The following is a 20244-nucleotide window of genomic DNA, read 5'->3' as shown; positions in this document are numbered from 1 at the left end:
AAACGGGCGCCGTAGAGGCGGTGCCTGCTTATTTTCTGATTGATATAAAAAGTGTCCGAAATTTCCAACAGTAATATCTTTCTTGTCGGCCTCATGGGCGCAGGCAAAACCACGATCGGGCGCATTTTGGCCCGCAAGCTGGGCTTGCGCTTTGTCGATTCCGACCACGAAATCGAGGCACGCACGGGAGCGACCATCCCGTGGATCTTTGAAATCGAGGGCGAGGCCAGCTTTCGCCGGCGCGAGGCCGAGGTCATCCGCGACCTGAGCGCCCAGGAAGGCATCGTCATGGCCACCGGCGGCGGGGCCATCCTCAACGCCGACAGCCGCGCCTACCTGAAGGAACGGGGCACGGTCGTCTACCTGCGTGCCAGTGTCAGCAACATCCTCGCGCGCACCAGCCACGACAAGAACCGCCCGCTGCTGCAGACGGCCGACCCGCGCCGCAAGCTGGAAGAATTGACGTCCCAGCGCGAGCCCCATTACATGGAAGTGGCCGACATTGTGATCGACACGGGCCGTCCTAACGTACAATCGATGGTTCAGACCATCCTGATGCAGCTGGCCAGCCTCGAATGCGAGGCCTCGCCCAACTGCGTCATTCATGCAGAGCCTTCGATGAACGAGCAATCTAAAATGTTGTTGAGCGTAGACCTCGACGAGCGCAGTTATCCGATCGCCATCGGTCCCGGCCTGCTGGCCGACGCCGACGCGCTGCTGCGCCATATCAGCGGCCACAAGGTGGCCATCGTCACCAATACCACCGTCGCCCCCCTGTACCTGGGCCGCCTGCAGGCGGCGCTGGCCAGCGATGGCCGCGAGGTGATCAGCATCGTCCTGCCGGACGGCGAAGAATATAAAAACTGGGCCAGCCTGATGCAGATCTTCGACGCGCTGCTGACCAACAAGTGCGACCGCAAGACCACCCTGGTGGCGCTGGGCGGCGGCGTGATCGGCGACCTGACCGGCTATGCGGCCGCCAGCTACATGCGCGGCATCGGCTTCGTGCAGGTGCCCACCACCCTGCTGGCGCAGGTCGATTCCTCCGTCGGCGGCAAGACGGGCATCAACCACCCGCTGGGCAAGAACATGATCGGCGCCTTCTACCAGCCGCGCGCCGTGATCGCCGACACCTCGACCCTGGAAACCCTGCCGGCGCGCGAGCTGTCGGCCGGCTTGGCCGAAGTGATCAAGCATGGCGCCATCATCGATGCCGCCTTCTTCGACTGGATCGAGGCGAACATGGCCAAGCTGATGGCGCGCGACAAGGGCGCCCTGGCCTATGCCATCGCCCGCTCGTGCGAAATCAAGGCCGACGTGGTGCGCCAGGATGAACGCGAAGGCGGCCTGCGCGCCATCCTGAATTTCGGCCACACCTTCGGCCACGCCATTGAGGCGGGCCTGGGCTATGGCCACTGGCTGCATGGCGAAGCCGTCGGCTGCGGCATGGTGATGGCGGCCGACCTGTCGTGCCGCATGGGTTATATCGACCAGGCGGCCGTGGAGCGCGTGCGCGCGCTGGTGGCCGCCGCCGGCCTGCCCGTCAAGGCGCCGGACCTGGGCGTGGCGCGCTGGCTGGAACTGATGGAAGTGGACAAGAAGAACGAGGGCGGCGCCATCAAGTTCATCCTGTTGAAACCCCTGGGCAGCCCGAACATCACGTCCGCGCCCCACGAACTGGTGCTGGCTACCCTGGCCGCCGGAGTGCAATAACATGCTGCCCGAAGACTTCCTCGCCCCGTACGCAGCCCATTCGGCACAGGGGCAGGGACGTCGCTTTGCCGAGGCGCCGCACGCCTCGCGCAGCCAGTTCCAGCGCGACCGCGACCGCATCATCCATTCCTCTGCCTTCCGCCGCCTCGAGTACAAGACCCAGGTGTTCCTCAATCACGAGGGAGATTTGTTCCGCACCCGCCTGACGCACAGCCTGGAAGTAGCGCAGGTGGGCCGCTCCATCGCGCGCAACCTGCGCCTGAACGAAGACCTGGTGGAAGCCATCGCGCTCGCGCATGACCTGGGCCACACGCCGTTCGGCCACGTGGGCCAGGACGTGCTCAATGAGTGCATGCAGGCGCACGGCGGCTTCGAGCACAACCTGCAAAGCCTGCGCGTGGTCGACACCCTGGAAGAGCACTACGGCGCCTTCGATGGCTTGAACCTGATGTTCGAGACGCGCGAAGGCATCCTGAAACACTGTTCGCTGGCGCATGCGCGCGAACTGGGCCCCGTGGCCCAGCGCTTCATCGATCGCACGCAACCGACCCTGGAAGCGCAGCTGACCAACCTGGCCGATGAAATCGCCTACAACAGCCACGATATCGACGACGGCCTGCGCTCCGGCCTGATCACGATCGCCCAGCTGGAAGAGGTGGAATTCTTCGGCCGCCTGTGGCGCGACGTGCAGCAGGCGTTTCCCGGCCTGTCGGGCCGGCGCGCCATCTACGAAACCCTGCGCCGCCTGATCACGGCCCTGGCCGACGATCTGATCGTCACGTCGACTTCCCTGATTGCGGACGCCGCTCCGCGCGACGTCAGGGAAGTGCGCGCCAGTCCCCCGCTGATCCGTTTTTCGGACGCCATGCGCAAGGATGCGACGGAGCTCAAGCGGTTCCTGCGCGCGAACCTGTACCGCCACTACCAGGTCAACCGCATGCGCGTGAAGGCGAGCCGCATCGTGCGCGAACTGTACGACAGCTTCATGGACGAACCGGCCCTGCTGCCGCCCGACTATCAGCTTATTGGCCATGACAGGGATGGCACTGTCACGCAGCAGGCGCGCAAGATCGCCGACTACATCGCCGGCATGACGGACCGCTACGCGATTCGTGAGCACCGCAGGCTGTATTCGCTCGACGAGTTGTAAGCGCATTACCCCCATTCCTCCCCCCTGTCAATTGGCATGATCATCTAGGTCCCCACCCGATCACCCCAATATCCGTACGGCAACTTCTTTTCTATCATGGCAGCAAGTCAACAAGGGCTTGCCGCCCCATAGTCAAGGAGAGTGTCATGATTGAATCGCGCCGCAGTTTCTTGCGCGCCTTGCCAGCCGTAACCATCGGGGCGGCCATCGCGCCGCTGCCCAGCAAGGCCGCAACGAAGGGCGAAGGCGGCCAGCGTTGGGCGATGGTGGTCGATGTGCAGAAATGCATCGGCTGCCAGGCTTGCACGGTCTCCTGCATCATGGAAAACGCCGTGCCGGAAAACAGCTTCCGCACCGTCGTCTCGACCTATGAAGTCAAGGAAGAGAACCGCTGCGGCACCTACATGCTGCCGCGCCTGTGCAACCACTGCGCCAATCCCCCCTGCATTCCCGTCTGTCCCGTCGGCGCCACGTTCCAGCGCAAGGATGGCGTCGTCGTCGTCGATGGCGACCGCTGCGTGGGCTGCGCCTACTGCGTGCAAGCCTGCCCGTATGACGCGCGCTTCATCAACCACGAAACGGGCAAGGCCGACAAATGCACGTTCTGCGCGCACCGGGTCGATGAAGGCTTGCTGCCTGCCTGCGTGGAAACCTGCGTGGGCGGCGCGCGCATCTTCGGCGACCTGAATGACCCGGACAGCGTGGTGCACCAGCTGCTGACCGAGAACAAGGTGAAGGTGCTGAAACCCGAGCAGGGCACCCAGCCCCACGTGTTTTACCTGGGACTGGACACGCGCTTTGCCGGCCACGTCGAGGGCGAAGCGACTCTTTGGCAACCGAGCAAACACGGGAAATAAACCATGGACAGCCACATCACCGAAATTCTCAACGTCACGCGCGAAGCGGCATGGCTGCCGTGGGCGGTGCAGTATTTTTTCCTCATCGGCCTCAGTTATGGCAGTTTCATGCTGACGCTGCCGTACTTCGTCTTTGGCCGCAAGGCGTATGAACGCCTGGGACGCATCGCGCTGCTGGCATCCCTCGTGTGCGGCATGACGGCGCCCGTGGCGCTGCTGGCCGACTTGCACGGGCCGGGCCGCTTCTACCATTTCTATATTTACTTCCAGCCGCAGTCGTGGATGTCGTGGGGCTCGTTCTTCATCCCCCTGTATCTGGGCTGTTTGATGCTGTACGCGTGGCTGGCGCTGCGCGTGGACTTCGCCACACGGGGACAGGGCCAGGACCGCCTGGCCTTCGCCTACCGCTTGCTGGGGCGCGGCGGCGCCGCTTCCTTGCGGGCCATTCGCGTCGCCGCCGCCTTCACCTTGCTCGCCGCCTTCGTCGTGGGCCTGTACACGGGCATGGAAGTGATGGTGGTGCGTGCCCGTCCCCTGTGGTTCACGCCTTTCCTGCCGGCGCAATTTGCCGCCACGGCCTTTGTCGGGGCCGTGGGCCTGGCGCTGCTGTTCAACCGCTTCCTGCCGGGCCGCGACCAGGCGCTGGAAGTATCGCTGAACCGCGCGCTGGCCCTGTCGCTGGCGCTGGTGCTGGCACTGGGCGGCGGCTGGCTGTTCGTCAGTCTTTCCGGCGTGAGCGCCAGCCACAGCATGGCCTTTACGCAGGTGGCGGGCATGCCTCAATGGCAGTTCACGGCCGTATGGGCCGTGCTGTCGGCCATCGTGCCGATGGCGCTGGCCATCTGGCGTCCGGCCACGAGTGGCCTGGCCAATGGCCTGATCGCGCTGCATAGCGCCTGGATGATGCGCTGGACGATTTTTATCGGCGGCCAGACGATTCCGAAGACGGGCGCAGGCCTGTACGACTACCACCTGCCGATGGGGAACGATGGCTTGCTGGGCATTATTGGCACGGCCGGCCTGTGGATCGCGCTGCTGTTGCTGATGCTGGAATTTTTGCCATGGGCGGGACGCGTCGTCGCTGGTCGCAGCCGTTCCGCCATGGCCACGCACTGAGGAGTCAAAAATGAACGATCAAATACACAACAACGCACATAACGACGTCCCTGACGACGAAAACGAAAAACGCCGCAAGCTGTTGCGCTACGGCGCCATTGGCGGCGGCCTGGCCGCGTTTGCCGCCAGCTTTTCCACCACGGCCGGCCGCATGGTCGACCATGCGCTGGGCAAGGATAAACCCGTGCAGAAACTGCATGGCAATTCCCTGCCGCCCGAGTTTTCCGTCGATACGGCCACGGGCAAGCTGACGGTCAATCCCGACCAGCAAGTGAGCTACACCATGTGCATGGGCTGCACCACGTTTTGTGGCGTGCGCGTACGCCTGGATAAAAAAAGCGGCAAGGTGCTGCGCGTGGCGGGCAATCCCTACAGCCCCCTGTCGGCCGACCCGGCGCTGCCGTATCAAACCTCGATCCGCGACAGCTTTGTGTCGCTGTCGCGCTTCCAGGAAAAGGGGCTGAAGGGCCGTTCGACGGCTTGCGGCCGCGGCAACGGCGTGCTGGAACAGATGGAGTCGCCGTTCCGCGTGCTGGCGCCCATGAAGCGCGTGGGACCGCGCGGCGGCGGCCAGTGGGAACCGATCGCCTTCGACCAGTTGGTGAAGGAAGTGACGGAAGGCGGCGACCTGTTTGGCGAAGGCCACGTGCAGGGGCTGCGCGCCTTGCGCGAGCTGGAAAAGCCGATCGATCCGGCGCAGCCGGAACTGGGCCCGCAAGTGAACCAGGTGGGCCTGATGTGCAGTACCGACGATGGCCGCCTGGCGTTCGGCACGCGCTTTTTCAAGCAGTCATACGGCAGTTTGAACCTGGTCAACCACGGTTCGTATTGCGGCGGCGCCTACCGCAGCGGCTCGGGCGCCATGTTCGGCGACATGAAGAAGATGCCGCACGCGAAAGTGGACCTGGAAAACACGGAGTTCTGCATTTTCGTCGGCACGGCGCCGGGCAATGCGGGCAACCCGTTCAAGCGCCAGGGTACCCTGATCGCCAAGGCCCGCTCTGGCAAGCGCGAATTCAGTTACGTCGTTGTCGACCCCGTGCTGACAAACGCGGACAGCCTTGCCGCGGGCGACCGCAGCCGCTGGGTGCCGATCAAGCCGGGCACGGATGGCGCGCTGGCCATGGCCATGATCCGCTGGATCATCGAACACGAACGCTATGACCGCAACTTCCTCGTGCAGCCGAACCTGAAGGTGGCGGAAGCGGCGGGCGAAGCCGCCTGGTGCAATGCCACGCATTTGATCATCAACGAGAAGGGCCATCCGCGCGATGGCCGCTACCTGCGGGCGTCGGATATCGGCGCGGTGGAGCTGCCGGAAGAAGAGCGCTACAAGGATGGCGACGCCTTTTGCGTGATCGACGCCGCCACGCAAGCGATCGTGCCGCACAATGCCGCCAAGGGCGAGGCGCGCCTGTTCTTCGACGGCCCGCTGGACGTGGCGGGCGCACCGCTGCACCTGAAGACGGCCATGACGATGCTCAACGAGGAAGCGCAGCGCCACAGCATGGATGATTACGCGGCCGCCTGCGGCATAGGGCGCCACATCATCGAAGGGCTGGCGCAGGAACTCACCAGCCATGGCAAGCGCGCCGCCGTCAATGCGCACGGCGGCATGATGTCGGGTGCGGGCTTCTATAACGCGTATGCGCTGGTCATGCTCAATACCCTGATCGGCAATTTGAACCGCAAGGGCGGCACCCTGGTCAACGGCGGCAGCTTCAAGGATGCGGGGCCTGGGCCGCGCTATAACCTCGAGAGTTTCGACGGCGAGATCAAGGCGGCCGGCATGCCGATCGGGCGCAATGTGCCGTATGAAAAAACCTCGGAATTCAAGCTGAAGAAAGAAGCGGGCAAGGCGTATCCGGCGAAGGCGCCGTGGTATCCGAATGCGCCCGCGCTGGCCACCGAGTGGCTGACCAGCGCCATGAACGGCTACCCGTACACCCTGAAGGCGCTGATTCTGTGGAGCTGCAATCCCGTCTACGGCATCACGGGCTTGCGCGCGCAGATCGGCAAAGAGCTGGCCGATCCGAAGAAGATTCCCCTGATCGTCGCCATCGACCCCTTCATCAATGAAAGCTCGGCGTTTGCCGACTACCTGTTGCCCGACACCTTGCTGTACGAAAGCTGGGGCTGGGCTGGCGCCTGGGGCGGCATGCCCGTCAAAATGAGCACGGCGCGCTGGCCCGTGGTCGAACCGCGCGTGCAAAAGACGCCGGACGGCCAGACCATCTGCATGGAATCGTTCTTCATCGCGCTGGCGAAAACGATGGACTTGCCCGGTTTCGGTCCGGATGCCTTGCAGGACATGGATGGCCAGCGCTTCCCCCTGCAGCGCGCGGAAGACTGGTATCTGCGCGGCGGCGCCAACATCGCCTGGCAGGGCAAGACGGCCGTGCCGGAGGCCAGCGACGACGATATCGATTTGTCCGGCGTGGGCCGCATCCGCCCCGAACTGGAGCGCACCCTGAAGCCGGAAGAGTGGCGCAAGGTGGCCTTCATGCTGGCGCGGGGAGGGCGCTACCAGAGCTATGGCGAAATGTTCGGCCTGCGCCTGCCGCCACCGGCGAATCCCAAGGCGCCGGCAGCTCCTGTACCCGTGATCGACGAGGCGCCGTATCCGCAGGACTGGTCCACGCACCGCTATCTGAAACCGATGATGCTGTACAACGAAGGCCTGGGCGTGAGCAAGAACAGCTTGAGCGGCAAGCGTTTCCCCGGCACGCCCGCGTGGCGAGTGGCGGCGTTTGCCGATGGCACGCCCGTGCGCAAAACCTATCCGGCCAGCGAGTGGCCGTTCGAGTTGATCAGCTTTAAATCGGCGCTGCAGAACTCCTACAGCATCGGTGCGCGGCGCTTGCGCGGCATCCATCCGGACAACCCGGTCGCCGTGCATCCCGACGATGCGGCGCGCTTGAAGCTGGAAAATGGCGATGCCATTTACCTGGAAACGCCGGGAGGCAGGGCCAGGGCCACGGTGATGCTGCGCCATGGCGTGCAGCGGGGCGTGATCGCCGTCGAACACGGTTTCGGCCACAAGGAGCACGGTGCGCGCGCCCACCGTATCGGCAAGCTGCGCCAGCCAGATGAACCGGCCATCGGCGCCGGCATCAACCTGAATGACCTGGGATTGACGGACCCGAGCCGCAGCGACAAGAACGTGTTTGTCGATCCCGTCTCGGGCACGTCGGTGCGGCAGGGGCTGCCGGCGCGTATCGTGCGGGCTTAACGAACGCTCAACAAAACCGTAGCGAGCGGAAGGGAGGTGCGGTCGAGAAGCGTAGCTGTGCGAATGCACAGTGAGCATCGCAGGCCGCAAATCACGACGCGCAGTAGGTTGGGTTGGGTGTTCTAGATTTCGCCGCCGGCCATTAGCAGCCGGGCTACCTCGGCTGCCGAATGCAGGCCCAGTTTTTCCATCGTGTTATGGCGGTGCACCTGCACCGTCTTGTCGCTGATGCCCAGCTCGCGGGCGATGACTTTCGAGGCTTTGCCTTCGGCCATCAGCAACGCCACTTCGCGCTCGCGCGCGGTGAGCCTGGCCAGCGCCGATTGCGCCGTATTCGCGCTGGCGGCGCTGCGGCTTTCTTCCACGCTGCGGGCCACGGCCCGGCTGACGGCGTCAAGCAATACCTGGTCCTTGCACGGCTTTTCCAAAAAATCGCAGGCGCCCGCCTTCATCGTCTGCACGGCCATGGCCAGGTCGCCGTGACCGCTGAGGAAAATCACGGGCAGGGAGATGGCGTGCCCGGTCCTATTGTTCAACTCCTGTTGCAGTTCCAGTCCGCTCATCAAAGGCATGCGCACGTCGAGCAGCAGGCAGCCCGGCACATGGCCAGCGTAGCGCTGCAGGAAGTCGCGCGCCGACTCGAACGTCTCGACCTTCCAGCCGGCCGAATCGAACAGATAGGCCAGCGAGCGGCGCATGGCGGCGTCGTCGTCGACGACAAAGATGATCGCATCGCTTTCATTCATGGTGTTTCCTTGTTGGCTCCCAGGCCGGTATCTTCGGGCAGGCGGAACCAGACCGTCAAGCCCGGTGCATCGGCGTTGGCGTGCGCCGACAGGCTGCCGCCGAACGATTCGATGATGCTTTTGCTGAGCGACATGCCCAGGCCCAGGCCTTCGGCCTTGGTGGTAAAGAAGGGTTCGAACAGGCGCGCCATCTGCGCCGCTTCCAGGCCGCAGCCGGCGTCGCGCACGGCCACCGTGCAGGCGCCGTTTTCGCGGTGCAGCAGCACGCCGATGGGGTGCTGCGGATTGCCGTTTTCCAGCTGCGCATCGAGCGCATTTTTCAGTAAATTGAGCAGCACCTGCTGCACTTGCTGCGGGTCGGCCAGCACGCGCGGTGCCGCGCTGACCGCCTCGTGGCACCAGCTGATATTGGCTTGCGGATGGGCTGCGCGGAACAGGGCCACGGCTTGCTCCACGGCGTCGGCCAGGGCGAAGGCGGTGCTGTGCGCGGGACGCTTTTGCGCCATCGCGCGAATGTGACGGATGATGGCGCCCGCGCGTTCGCTTTGCGTGGCGATTTCCTGCGCGCCGTCGAGCAGGGGCGCCGCATCGAGCCGACCCGCCGTGATGCGGCGCGCCATGCCGCGCGCGAAATTGCCGATGGCGGCCAGCGGCTGGTTCAATTCATGCGCGATGGCGCTGGCCATTTCGCCCAGAATCGCCAGGCGCGCCGTGTGGTCTAGCGTGGCCTGGCGCTGGCGCGCCTGCTCTTCCAGCGCGCGCTGCTGGTGCTGGGCGGCGCGTAGTTGCTCCGTGCGCCGGCTGACCAGGTATTCCACGCGCACCGTGTGCACGGCCCAGGCCACCAGCAGGGCCAGCACCAGCAGCATCCAGCCCCAGTAGCGGCGCAGCGCCGTTTCGAACGTCAGCTTGTCCAGGTAGGCGTAGGGACCGATGCGCAGGTCGCGGAACAGTTCATCGACGATCTGGTAATCGCTGGGTACCGTCCAGCTGTAGCCTTCCTCCGTGCGGGGCATGGCCAGCAGGGCTTGCGCCACTTTTTTCGCCAGCGCGGGCGGCGTCTGGCGCAGGGCCACGAAGGGCCAGTCCGGATACAGCCGCGACGAGCTGGCACAGCGAAAACCGGGAATCGGGCGCGTGGTGATCACGCGCAGTTCCTCGGCGCGCACTTCGCCGCGCGCGACCATCTGTTCGAGCAGGCAGGTGCGCACGATGCCCGCATCCATGCGCCCCGCACGCACGGCGTCGATGATCTGCTGCGACGGAAAACCGCTGTAGCGCAGGCTGGCAAAATCATGCGCGGGATCGATGCCCGCTTCGCGCAATTCGCGCGCGGCGATCTGGTAGCCGCCAAAGGCGTCGGGCGCCACGGCCATCACGTTCTTGCCAGCCAGGTCGGCCAGGTCGTGCAGCGGTGACGCGCTGCGCACGACGATGGCCGAGCCGATGGCCTGGCGCGGCGAGTCCGTCCATGGCGACTCCAGGGTAGCGATGCGGCTGGCGCCATCGCTGTGTTCAAGCGCCACGTAATGGCCGCTGCTGGTGATGGCAAAGGCGATCGATTGCGACTGCACGGCGCGCGTCAGGCCCGCCTGGTCGTAGTCGGCCAGGATGAAACGGATGCCGGGAATGCTCGCTTGCAGGTGGCGCGTCACGTACGACCAGTCCTGCTGCACGGCGTCGCCGCCCTTGTAGGCCAGTACGCCAATTCTTACCTCGGGCAGGTCGTTCGCCGCTTGGGCGCCGTGCAGACACAGCGCCGCCAGCGCGAGCAGTACAAAACGCCGCACTAGAACATGCTGCGTTGCGCCGAACGCGCATCGCCGAACAGGTCCAGCAGCAGTTTCTTGATGGGGGCAGGCAGCGGCGCGTCTGCAATTTTTGCGCCGTCGTACCAGACGTGCGTCGCTTCCCCGGCCAGCGCCAGGCGGCGCGCCAGGGTGATGCGGCAGGGAACGATGTGCAGTTTGTAGTGGGTAAACACGTGCACGATGGGCAGCAGTCGTTCCTGCGTTTCGATTGCGCCAAACGGCGCCACGGCGTGCGCCAGCAGCTCCTGATCGATGTCGCGCGGACAGTCCTCGCCGGCCAGCACGTGGCCATCGAGTTCCGGCAGCGACAGCAAGCCGCCCCAGATGCCGGAACCGGGACGCTGTTCCAGCAGCACCCGGCCATCGTCGATGATGACGAGCATGACGGCGTGTTTTTCCGGGCTGGTTTTCTTCGGTTTGCGCACCGGCAGATCCTTGGTGCGGCCCGTAGCGTAGGCCACGCAGCGCGGCTGCAGCGGGCAGCGGCCGCAATCGGGGCTGCTGCGCGTGCACAGGGTGGCGCCGAAGTCCATCAGGCCCTGCGTGTAGGCTTCGATACCTGTCTCCGGCAGCAGCGTTTCGGCACGGCGCCACATGGCTTCCTCGACCCGTCTTTCGCCGGGATAGGCATCGATGCCGAAGGTGCGCGCGAAGACGCGTTTGACGTTGCCGTCCATGATGGCTGCGCGTGTGCCGCTGGAGAACGCGGAGATGGCGGCCGCCGTCGAGCGGCCGATGCCGGGCAGGTCGGCCAGCAAGGCCGGGTCGCTGGGGAACACGCCGTCGTATTCGGCCACCACGCGCTGCGCGCACTTGTGCAGGTTGCGCGCCCGCGTGTAGTAACCGAGGCCGCTCCACTGCGCCATCACGTCTTCCACCGGGGCGCTGGCCAGATCGCGCAGGGTAGGGAAGCGTTCGAGGAAGCGCGCATAGTAGCCGAGTACCGCGGTGACCTGCGTTTGCTGCAGCATGATTTCGGACAGCCAGATCAGGTAGGCGTCGCGCGTGTTTTGCCACGGCAGCGCATGGCGGCCATGCTGCTTTTGCCAGGCGATGACGGTGGCGGAAAAAGTCGGGTCGATATAATCTTCAATGGGGGCCACGCCCGTGGCGGGCGAGAGCGGATGCAGCAGACGTTTCATGCAGGGTTCCAGTATCTTGTGGCGTGTTGTTGCGTGTCTTATGTGGCACTGGCCGTGCGCAAGGCAGCGAGCAATTGCGCCAGCTGCGCCTTGTCGCGTTCGAGCGCCGCCAGGCTGGCTTCGAAGCCGGCGATTTTCTGTTCCAGGCTGCCCGTGGCATCGTGGATGCGCTGGATCGAGGCAAAGCGCAGTTTCAGCTGTTCCTTGTACTCGACGATCTGCGCTTCGAGGGGCGCCATGATGACTTTCAGCCAGGCGCTGGCGTCGTCGTTGGCGTTGGTGAAACTGCGGCGCACGCGCGAGGCGATGGTGTCGAAGAATTTCTCCATCAGCACGACCCGGCTGGTGGTGAGCAAGGTGGCCGTGCCGAACTGCTTGTGATACACGGCTTCGATATCGGCGATCTCCTGGCGGTAGCGGGCCAGCGAAAACGGCATCGGCAAGGCCAGCGCCAGGCCATGTTCGGTGGCGAATTTTCGGTACATCACGTTCATCATTTCCGTGATCTCGGCCGTCTTGCCTTCCGAACGGTCCAGGTTCCGGGTGATGCGCTCGAAATACTGGCGCACGGCTTCGCGCAAGCCCGTGAAAAAGCGGCTGCGCTGCATGGCGGCGCGTACGCCATCGATATCGTTGCGCACGATATCCATGCCCAAGCTTGTATAGAGTTCCGTCGACAGGCGGGTAAACACGGCGCGCGTGGCCTGCAGCTTGAACAGGCTGCTGTCGAATTCCTTCTTCTCGATATCGACGCGGCGCATCATGTGCGCGATCACGCTCTGGTTCTTGCCGCGCAGGCTGTGCAGCTCGTGCAGCTGCTCGGCGATGCCGCGCGCGCGGGCCGCCGCCTGCACCTGCTGCGCCGCCTCGATGGCGTCCAGGTCGAACGCCAGCTGGCGCCGGATGATGTCCTTGCGCGCGGGGATCAGCTCCTCGAACAGGGCCGTCTCCAGCGGCAGCAAGCGGCTCTTTTCCAGCAGCGCCGCATCATGGTTGATCTTGCCTACCAGGGCCTTTTGCGCCGAGACGGGAAACACCTGGCCCGCATCCAGTGTCAGCAGGTGCGCCACGCTGGCCTGCTGGCGTTCGATGGCTTGCGCCACCTCGGCATCGCCGCGCAATTCGTCCCACATGCTGTCGATCTTGTTGAGCACTACCAGGCGCCCCGCGCCGGCGCCGATATGGTTGCGCCATACTTCGATATCGCTGCGCGTGACGCCCGTGTCGGCCGCCAGGATGAACAGCACCGCGTGCGCATTCGGGATCAGGTTCAGGGTCAGTTCCGGTTCCGTGCCGATGGCGTTCAGGCCGGGCGTGTCGAGAATCACCAGGCCCTGTTTCAGCAGCGGATGGGGGAAGTTGATGATGGCGTGGCGCCACATGGAGATTTCCACCTGGCCGTCCTCGTCGAGCATGGCAGGGGCGTCCGCGTCGTCGGCATCGTACAGGCCGTAGCGCGCCGCTTCTGCCACGCTGACTTTTTTCGTCAGGCTGACCTGGCGGATGGCTTCCTGCATGTCGCCGCCCGCCTCGATGTTCAGGGGCAGGACGGTCCAGGCGGCGGGCAGGTCGCGGTAGTCGCTGGTCGACAGGTTCTGGGCGCGCGTCTCGATGGGCAGCAGCCGGATCGATGGCGGCCAGGCCGCGTCGTACAGCAGCTCGGTGGGGCACATGGTGGTGCGGCCCGCGCCCGAGGGCAGGATGCGCTGGCCATAGCCGGCAAAGAAGATGGCGTTGATCAGCTCGGATTTTCCGCGCGAGAATTCCGCCACGAAGGCCACGGACAGGCGGTCGTCAGTCAGACGGGAGCCACAGCGCGCCAGGCGCAGCGCGGAGGCGCCGTCGACCAGGCCCGCCGCGCTGGCGGCTTGCCGGTATGCCTGCAAGGCGGCCTGCACGTCCTGCCGCCATGCGCTGTATTGTTCCAAGTCTCTGACCATCTGGCTCCCTCTGTGAGTGTGGCTATTTCTGGCAATTCACGCAGTAAAACGTGGAACGCTGTCCCTGCACGATTTGCCGTATCGGCGCGCCGCACACGCGGCATGGCTTGCCCGCGCGGTTGTACGTGAAATACGTCTGCTGGAAGTAGCCGGACTGGCCGTTGACGCCGATGAAGTCGCGCAGGGTGCTGCCGCCCTGCACGATGGCTTCGGCCAGCACGTCGCGGATCGATTGCGCCAGTTTCTCATAGCGGGCCAGGCCGATGCGCCGGGCTGGCGTCTTCGGGTTGATCCCCGCGCGGAACAGGCTTTCGGAGCAATAGATATTGCCCACGCCGACGACGATGTCGCCCGCCATCAGCACCTGCTTGATGTTGGTGCCCTTGTTGCGCGTTTTCTCGAACAGCAGCTGGCCCGTAAAGCCGCCTTCCAGCGGTTCCGTGCCCAGGCCGCGCAGCAGCGCGTGGCCATCCAGCGGGCCGTCGGCCTCGTCATGCCACAGCACGGCGCCGAAGCGGCGCGGATCCGTCATGCGCAGCACCTGGCTGCTGCCGTCCGCGTCTTCCACGACGAGGTCGAAATGGTCGTGCTTTTGCGCCTCCGTCCCTGTGGGCAGTACGCGCAAATGGCCCGACATGCCCAGGTGGATGATCAGGGTGCCGTGGCGGAAGTGGATCAGCAGGTATTTGCCGCGCCGCCCCGTCAGGCCGATGGTCTGCCCCGACAATTGTTCGCCCAGGGCCGGGGGGAAGGGCCAGCGCAGGCCGTCGCGGCGCAGCACGACGGCACGCACGGCGCGCCCTTCGATGTGGGGCGCGACACCGCGCCGTGTGACTTCGACTTCTGGCAATTCTGGCATAGGGCTCGAATGGTGGAAAACCGGGTAAAAAACAGGCGGGTCGCCGGCCGATGGCTGGCCCGGGCACGCTACGCCGCCACGACGTATATATTTCGTTACATACGTGAAGTACGCGATAGCCGCGTTGGGCGTAGAATCAAACTTTGCCGTTTAGCCAGGATCAGCCTTTGAAAAACGCTTTCGCCATTGTAACCTTGTCCGCCCTGATGGCCACGCATGCCATGGCACAGACGCCTGTTGCCCCTGCCGATGGGGCGGCCAGCCCCGCTGCGGCCGCCGCGCCGCCGGCGCCCGGTACCGAGTCCGGCGACGACGCCAAGGGCGAGAAGCTGCCCAAGGTCGAGTTGAGCAGCGATTTGCTGTACAAGCTGACCAAGGCTGAAATGGAATTCAAGAGCGGCCAGTGGCAAGGGCCGTACGTGACGATGATGGTGGCGGCGCAGCAGACGCGTGATCCGCGCCTGGCGCGCCGCGCCTCCGAAATGGCACTGGCCGCCAAGCAGGGCGGCGAAGCGCTGGCGGCCATCCGCCTGTGGCGCGAGCTGGCGCCCGAATCGGATGAGGCGACCCAGTTCTTCCTCGGCTTCGTCGTCTTGACGGACAAGATCGAAGAAGCGGAACCGATTTTTGCCGAGCGCCTGGCCAATGCACCGCCGGGCGCGCGCGGCGTGGCCCTGTTCCAGATGCAGCAAATCCTGTCGCGTTCGAATGACAAGCTGTATGCCTATTCGATGGTGACGCGCCTGGTGCAGCCCTACCTGGACATGTTCGAAGCCCACCTGGTGCTGGCGCAGGGCGCCTTGTCGATAGGCGAGCGTGAACGCGCCATCGGCGAAGCGAACAAGGCGTTGGCGATCAAGCCGAACTCCGAGCTGGCCGCGCTGACCCTGGCGCAGGTGACGGGCGAACCCGAGGCGGCAGGCAAGGTGCTGGCCGCCTTCCTGCAAAAGAATCCGGACGCTGTCGAGGTGCGCGGCGCGTATGCGCGCCTGCTGGTCGAGCAAAAACAGCTGGAGCCGGCGCGCGACCAATTCCTGCTGCTGCTGAAAAGTCAGCCCGACAACCTGGGCGGCCTGTATGCGCTCGGCATCGTGGCGTTGCAGCTGGAAGATACCAAGGGCGCGGAGCAGTACTTCAAGCGCTTCCTGGCCGTGCTCGACAAATCCCCTGGCGACGCGCGCGATCCGTTCAAGGCCCTGATGATACTGTCGCAGATCGCCGAAACGCGCGGCGACACGGCCGGCGCCATCGCCTGGCTGGACAAGATCGACAACAGTGCGTCCGCCGGTTATGTCGAGGCGCGTTTGCGCCGCGCCCAGCTGATCGCCCGTGGCGGCAATCTCGATGCGGCGCGCAAGGCGCTGACGGAAATCGAAACGGACGATCCGGCAAGCCAGGCGCAGGTGCTGCTGGTCGACGCGCAATTCCTGCGCGATGCCGGCTACGTGCAAAGCGCCTATACGGTGCTGGAAAACGCCTTGCTGCGCTTCCCCGATAATCCGGAACTGCTGTACGACTATGCCTTGCTGGCCGAGCGCCTGGATAAACTCGAGCTGATGGAAGCGAGCCTGCGCCGCGTGATGGCGCTGGCGCCCGACAATCAGCACGCGTATAACGCCCTCGGTTACTCGCTGGCCGAACGTGGCATCCGCCTGCCGGAAGCCCATGCACTGATCGAAAAAGCCTTGCAGATGGCGCCGGGCGACCCGTTCATCATGGACAGCATGGGCTGGGTGCAGTTCCGCATGGGTAACCTGGCCGCCGCGGAAAGCGCGCTGCGCCGCGCCTATGCCGTGCGCAGCGACCCGGAAATCGCCGTCCACCTGGGCGAAGTGCTGTGGCAGAAGGGCGACAAGGCCGAAGCGCAAAAGCTGTGGCGCGAGGCGCAAGGCAAGGATCCGAAAAACGATGCACTGAAAAGCACCCTGGCGCGCTTGAATGTCAGTTTGTGATTGAACCGATTAACTCAACTATGAGAAACCAGCGCCATGGCGCTGGTTTTTCCTTGTGCCCATGTCCAAACCCATGTCCAAACATTTCCTGCCCCTGACTGTCCTGTGCCTGGCCCTCTCGGCCTGCTCGACCCTGACTTCCCCCTTTTCATCCGGCGCCGCGCCATCGGGCAAAGCCGTCGCGCCCTACCGCGAACAGGTGGAGCTGACGGGCCGTTTGAACGTCGTGTACCAGAAGGATGACAAGCCCGAATCGGCCACCGTCAATTTCAACTGGCTGCAGACGGCCGCGCGCACGGATGTGACCCTGTATACGCCCGTCGGCAGCACCCTGGCGACGATCGCCGTCACGCCGCAGCAGGCCGTGTTGACGCAAAGCGGCAAGGCGCCGCGCAGCGCGCCCGATGTCGATACCCTGAGCGCGCAGATGCTGGGCTGGTCCCTGCCTGTGTCGGGCTTGCGCGACTGGCTGCAAGGTTATGCCGTGGGCGCCGATGGCAAGCGCTTCGTCGCGTCACCGGCCAATGACAGCGTGACAACCAAAGACGGCTGGCGCTTGCGCTATGTGTCGTGGCAAGATGCTGCTGAGAATACACCGGGCGCCTTGCCCCAACCGCGGCGTATCGATGCCGAACGCACCACCAGCGCGCAGGCCGATGCCGTCTCGCTGCGCATCGTGCTCGATGCCGCCCCATCCACACCTGCACCATGACATTGACGACCCTGAATCATTGCCCGGCTCCCGCCAAGCTGAACTTATTTCTGCACGTTAACGGCCGCCGTGCCGATGGCTACCATCTGCTGCAGACGGTGTTCCAGTTGCTCGACCATGGCGACACTTTGCACTTCGCGCTGCGCGACGACACGCTGATCCGCCGCGTGACGGCGCTGGCCGGCGTGCCGGAAGAGCAGGACTTGATCATCCGCGCCGCGAAACTGCTGCAGGCGGAAGTGCTGCGCCGCACGGGCGCCTTGCCGCGCGGCGTCGATATCACCATCGACAAGGTGCTGCCCATGGGCGGCGGCCTGGGGGGCGGTTCGTCCGACGCGGCCACGGCCCTGATGGCCTTGAACCGCCTCTGGCAAGCGGGCTTGAGCCGCGAGGAATTGATGGCGCTGGGCTTGCCGCTGGGCGCTGATATCCCGTTTTTCATCTTTGGCGAAAACGCCTTTGCCGAAGGCGTGGGCGAGGCCCTGCAGCCCGTCGCCACGCCCGAATGCTGGTATGTGGTGATCGAGCCGGGCGTGCAAGTGCCTACCTCCGCAATTTTTTGCGCGGAAGGCTTGACGAGAAATACCGAACCCGTCACAATAGCGGACTTTTCCAGGTACCTCGCAGAAGGAAACGATGCGGGCGGGTTTGGTAAGAATGATTTACAGCAAGTGGCATGCAGTCTTTTCAAGCCGGTAGCAGATGCGGTAGAATGGCTGGGTGCTTACGGTGAGGCCAGGATGACTGGTTCCGGTGCTTGTGTGTTTAGTGCGTTTGGCAGTCAGGAAGAAGCGGATGCGGTGCTCAGCAATGTGCCACCAGTCTGGATCGCCTGGAAGGCAAAAGCGCTGAATCGCCACCCGATGCTCACAATGTTGTAAAGAGCAAAAAAAGATTTTGCTTAGCGTCAAATAGTCGGTATAATACTGGCCAACATGACGGCAAGCAGTCAGTAACGTAGGGGAATCGCCAAGCTGGTTAAGGCACTGGATTTTGATTCCAGCATGCGAAGGTTCGAATCCTTCTTCCCCTGCCACCATTTCACCGTAGTCTGTCGATGCGAAGTTGGCGTCCAGTACGGGAAAAAGCAGATATGTCGCCACGCGGCATATTCTAAACAATGACTGACCGGGCCTATGCCCGGTTAGTGCTTTTCAAGACTTCTATATCACCTCTTGGGACTCCCATGGCTTACGAAAACCTGATGGTTTTTACCGGCAACGCGAATCCAGCGTTGGCAGAGGGGGTCGCAAAAAACCTCGGCATCCCTCTCGGTAAAGCAAACGTTTCGAAATTCTCCGACGGCGAAGTAATGGTCGAGATTAACGAAAACGTACGCGGCAAGGATGTTTTTGTTTTGCAATCCACCTGTGCTCCAACCAACGACAGTCTGATGGAAATCATGCTGATGGTTGATGCCTTGAAACGTGCTTCCGCTGGCCGCATCACCGCCGCGATTCCTTACTTCGGCTACGCCCGCCAAGACCGTCGTCCACGCTCCGCGCGTGTGGCAATTTCGGCCAAGGTGGTGGCGAACATGCTGGAAGAAGCCGGTGTCGAGCGCGTCCTGATCATGGACCTGCACGCTGACCAGATTCAAGGTTTCTTCGATATCCCAGTCGACAACATCTACGCTTCGCCAATTTTGCTGGGCGACCTGCAAAAGAAAAACTACCAGGATCTGCTGGTGGTGTCGCCGGACGTCGGCGGTGTGGTACGTGCGCGCGCCCTGGCAAAACGCCTGGGCTGCGACCTGGCCATCATCGACAAGCGTCGTCCAAAAGCGAACGTGTCGGAAGTGATGAACATTATCGGTGAAGTCGAAGGCCGCAACTGCGTGATCATGGATGACATGGTCGACACGGCAGGCACCCTGACCAAGGCTGCCGAAGTGCTCAAAGAGCGCGGCGCGAAAAAAGTCGTGGCGTATTGCACGCACGCGGTGCTGTCGGGCCCGGCGATTGACCGTATTTCGGCCTCGCCACTCGATGAGCTGGTCGTGACCGACACGATCCCCCTGTCCGAAGCGGCCCTGGCCTGCGGCAAGATCCGTCAATTGACGTGCGCGCCGCTGCTGGCCGAGACGTTCAAGCGCATCATCAAGGGCGATTCGGTTATTTCCCTCTTTATCGATTAATTCGACAAGAGCAGCAACAGACGTCACCTGCGGCGCGACCGGCTTTTTGCCTGTTGCGCCGTAGTATTTTAGTTTTCGGGGCGCGTATGCGCCCATTTTCGAAGATTCCTGGTCGCGGGAATCTTCATAACACAAGGCGCAAGCCTTGTTCTTCTTGGAGTTTCACATGAAAGTTATCGCATTTAAACGCGAATTGCAAGGTTCCGGAGCGAGCCGCCGCCTGCGCATTTCCGGCCAAACCCCTGGTATCGTCTACGGTGGCGCTGAAGCCCCAGTGCTGATCTCGCTGGATCACAACGCCCTGTACCACGCGCTGAAAAAAGAAGTGTTCCACTCGTCGATCCTGGACCTGGAAATCGACGGCGTTTCCCAGCAAGTTCTGTTGCGCGACTTCCAAGTCCACGCATACAAACAACTGGTTCTGCACGCTGACTTCCAACGCGTTGACGCTAAGCAAGCTATCCACGTGAAAGTTGCTCTGCACTTCACGAACGCTGACGTTTCCCCAGCAGTCAAACTGCACGGCGCGACCATCAGCCACGTAGCCAACGAAATCGAAGTTTCGTGCCTGCCAGGCCAACTGCCAGAATTCATCAACGTTGACCTGTCGAACATCGACGTCGGTCACTCGCTGCACGTTGGCGACCTGGTCCTGCCAGCTGGCGTGACCGCGGTCACCCACGGCGCCAACCTGACCATCGCTACCGCTTCGGTACCGGCTGGCCACGTTGCTGCTGAAGCCGCTGCTGCTGAAGTTGTTGCTGACAAGAAGTAATTTTGCCGCCGCAGCAATGCGGTAGTCGCAAGGAAAAACCCGTCCGGTTCGCTCCGGACGGGTTTTTTTCTGCCTGTTTTCACCGATAATACGTTTTTACAC

At 63.7% G+C, this 20244-nt stretch carries 15 protein-coding genes and 1 tRNA gene; 11 read left to right on the top strand and 5 right to left on the bottom strand.

Going from position 1 to position 20244, the window contains the following annotated elements; all coding sequences use genetic code 11:
* The first annotated feature begins 93 nt into the window (after window positions 1–93).
* The 5 genes from aroKB to CLU94_RS11430 all read left to right on the top strand — a co-directional run bounded on the left by aroKB (window position 94) and on the right by CLU94_RS11430 (window position 8068).
* Window positions 94–1713, top strand: a complete 1620-nt coding sequence (gene aroKB, locus CLU94_RS11450) for a bifunctional shikimate kinase/3-dehydroquinate synthase AroKB (protein WP_099665724.1) — start codon at window positions 94–96, stop codon at window positions 1711–1713.
* Window position 1714: 1 nt separating this feature from the next.
* The gene (locus CLU94_RS11445; RefSeq protein WP_099665723.1) at window positions 1715–2863 is read left to right on the top strand and encodes a deoxyguanosinetriphosphate triphosphohydrolase; all 1149 of its coding nucleotides are present in this window, start codon (window positions 1715–1717) and stop codon (window positions 2861–2863) included.
* Window positions 2864–3009: 146 nt separating this feature from the next.
* On the top strand, window positions 3010–3720 hold the full coding sequence (gene dsrO / locus CLU94_RS11440) for a sulfate reduction electron transfer complex DsrMKJOP subunit DsrO (RefSeq protein ID WP_099665722.1): 711 nt from the start codon (window positions 3010–3012) through the stop codon (window positions 3718–3720).
* Between the two features lie 3 nt (window positions 3721–3723).
* The gene (gene nrfD, locus CLU94_RS11435; protein WP_099665721.1) at window positions 3724–4836 is read left to right on the top strand and encodes an NrfD/PsrC family molybdoenzyme membrane anchor subunit; all 1113 of its coding nucleotides are present in this window, start codon (window positions 3724–3726) and stop codon (window positions 4834–4836) included.
* 10 nt (window positions 4837–4846) lie between these two features.
* Complete coding sequence (locus CLU94_RS11430; RefSeq protein WP_099665720.1) at window positions 4847–8068, top strand: molybdopterin dinucleotide binding domain-containing protein; 3222 nt, start codon at window positions 4847–4849, stop codon at window positions 8066–8068.
* A gap of 122 nt (window positions 8069–8190) precedes the next feature.
* Here the strand turns inward: CLU94_RS11430 and CLU94_RS11425 are convergent, their stop codons facing one another.
* Genes CLU94_RS11425 through mutM form a run of 5 tightly spaced genes read right to left on the bottom strand, consistent with a single transcriptional unit; the run spans window position 8191 to window position 14566 of the window.
* Window positions 8191–8814 carry a response regulator transcription factor gene (locus tag CLU94_RS11425; RefSeq protein WP_099665719.1) on the bottom strand — a complete coding sequence of 208 codons (624 nt, stop codon included), beginning with the start codon at window positions 8812–8814 and terminating at the stop codon, window positions 8191–8193.
* Window positions 8811–10604: a sensor histidine kinase gene (locus CLU94_RS11420; RefSeq protein ID WP_180278640.1), complete on the bottom strand. Its 1794-nt coding sequence runs from the start codon at window positions 10602–10604 to the stop codon at window positions 8811–8813. Before CLU94_RS11420 ends, CLU94_RS11425 begins: the two co-directional genes overlap by 4 nt.
* Window positions 10604–11767, bottom strand: coding sequence for an A/G-specific adenine glycosylase (gene mutY / locus CLU94_RS11415; RefSeq protein ID WP_099665717.1), 1164 nt, complete (start codon window positions 11765–11767; stop codon window positions 10604–10606). The genes CLU94_RS11420 and mutY overlap by 1 nt, the downstream gene beginning before the upstream one ends.
* A 38-nt stretch (window positions 11768–11805) precedes the next feature.
* Window positions 11806–13707, bottom strand: a complete 1902-nt coding sequence (locus tag CLU94_RS11410) for a dynamin family protein (RefSeq protein ID WP_099665716.1) — start codon at window positions 13705–13707, stop codon at window positions 11806–11808.
* A 22-nt stretch (window positions 13708–13729) separates the two neighbouring features.
* Complete coding sequence (gene mutM / locus CLU94_RS11405) at window positions 13730–14566, bottom strand: bifunctional DNA-formamidopyrimidine glycosylase/DNA-(apurinic or apyrimidinic site) lyase (RefSeq protein ID WP_099665715.1); 837 nt, start codon at window positions 14564–14566, stop codon at window positions 13730–13732.
* 167 nt (window positions 14567–14733) lie between these two features.
* Here mutM and CLU94_RS11400 point away from each other — a divergent pair, with 167 nt between their 5' ends.
* The 6 genes from CLU94_RS11400 to CLU94_RS11375 all read left to right on the top strand — a co-directional run bounded on the left by CLU94_RS11400 (window position 14734) and on the right by CLU94_RS11375 (window position 20142).
* Window positions 14734–16518, top strand: coding sequence for a tetratricopeptide repeat protein (locus tag CLU94_RS11400; protein WP_099665714.1), 1785 nt, complete (start codon window positions 14734–14736; stop codon window positions 16516–16518).
* Window positions 16519–16591: 73 nt separating this feature from the next.
* On the top strand, window positions 16592–17230 hold the full coding sequence (locus CLU94_RS11395) for an outer membrane lipoprotein LolB (protein WP_099668272.1): 639 nt from the start codon (window positions 16592–16594) through the stop codon (window positions 17228–17230).
* Window positions 17227–18111, top strand: coding sequence for a 4-(cytidine 5'-diphospho)-2-C-methyl-D-erythritol kinase (gene ispE / locus CLU94_RS11390; RefSeq protein ID WP_099665713.1), 885 nt, complete (start codon window positions 17227–17229; stop codon window positions 18109–18111). Before CLU94_RS11395 ends, ispE begins: the two co-directional genes overlap by 4 nt.
* A gap of 78 nt (window positions 18112–18189) precedes the next feature.
* Window positions 18190–18266: transfer RNA gene (locus CLU94_RS11385), tRNA-Gln, on the top strand.
* Window positions 18267–18416: 150 nt separating this feature from the next.
* The gene (locus tag CLU94_RS11380; RefSeq protein WP_034753270.1) at window positions 18417–19367 is read left to right on the top strand and encodes a ribose-phosphate pyrophosphokinase; all 951 of its coding nucleotides are present in this window, start codon (window positions 18417–18419) and stop codon (window positions 19365–19367) included.
* A 166-nt stretch (window positions 19368–19533) separates the two neighbouring features.
* The gene (locus CLU94_RS11375; RefSeq protein WP_077408940.1) at window positions 19534–20142 is read left to right on the top strand and encodes a 50S ribosomal protein L25/general stress protein Ctc; all 609 of its coding nucleotides are present in this window, start codon (window positions 19534–19536) and stop codon (window positions 20140–20142) included.
* The last annotated feature ends 102 nt before the right edge of the window (window positions 20143–20244 follow it).

Origin of the sequence: Janthinobacterium sp. 13 (genome assembly GCF_002749695.1) — a bacterium.
GTDB classification, from domain to species: domain Bacteria; phylum Pseudomonadota; class Gammaproteobacteria; order Burkholderiales; family Burkholderiaceae_D; genus Janthinobacterium; species Janthinobacterium kumbetense.
Note: the sequence above shows the minus strand (reverse complement) of the source record. Positions and strands in the feature narration are given on the sequence as shown.

Excerpts from the sequence above, each read along its gene's own strand:
- aroKB (WP_099665724.1), top strand. The coding sequence starts at position 94 with ATGGGCGCAGGCAAAACCACGATCGGGCGCATTTTGGCCCGCAAGCTG.
- CLU94_RS11445 (WP_099665723.1), top strand. The coding sequence starts at position 1,715 with ATGCTGCCCGAAGACTTCCTCGCCCCGTACGCAGCCCATTCGGCACAG.
- dsrO (WP_099665722.1), top strand. The coding sequence starts at position 3,010 with ATGATTGAATCGCGCCGCAGTTTCTTGCGCGCCTTGCCAGCCGTAACC.
- nrfD (WP_099665721.1), top strand. The coding sequence starts at position 3,724 with ATGGACAGCCACATCACCGAAATTCTCAACGTCACGCGCGAAGCGGCA.
- CLU94_RS11430 (WP_099665720.1), top strand. The coding sequence starts at position 4,847 with ATGAACGATCAAATACACAACAACGCACATAACGACGTCCCTGACGAC.
- CLU94_RS11425 (WP_099665719.1), bottom strand. The coding sequence starts at position 8,814 with ATGAATGAAAGCGATGCGATCATCTTTGTCGTCGACGACGACGCCGCC.
- mutY (WP_099665717.1), bottom strand. The coding sequence starts at position 11,767 with ATGAAACGTCTGCTGCATCCGCTCTCGCCCGCCACGGGCGTGGCCCCC.
- CLU94_RS11410 (WP_099665716.1), bottom strand. The coding sequence starts at position 13,707 with ATGGTCAGAGACTTGGAACAATACAGCGCATGGCGGCAGGACGTGCAG.
- mutM (WP_099665715.1), bottom strand. The coding sequence starts at position 14,566 with ATGCCAGAATTGCCAGAAGTCGAAGTCACACGGCGCGGTGTCGCGCCC.
- CLU94_RS11395 (WP_099668272.1), top strand. The coding sequence starts at position 16,592 with ATGTCCAAACATTTCCTGCCCCTGACTGTCCTGTGCCTGGCCCTCTCG.
- ispE (WP_099665713.1), top strand. The coding sequence starts at position 17,227 with ATGACATTGACGACCCTGAATCATTGCCCGGCTCCCGCCAAGCTGAAC.
- CLU94_RS11380 (WP_034753270.1), top strand. The coding sequence starts at position 18,417 with ATGGCTTACGAAAACCTGATGGTTTTTACCGGCAACGCGAATCCAGCG.
- CLU94_RS11375 (WP_077408940.1), top strand. The coding sequence starts at position 19,534 with ATGAAAGTTATCGCATTTAAACGCGAATTGCAAGGTTCCGGAGCGAGC.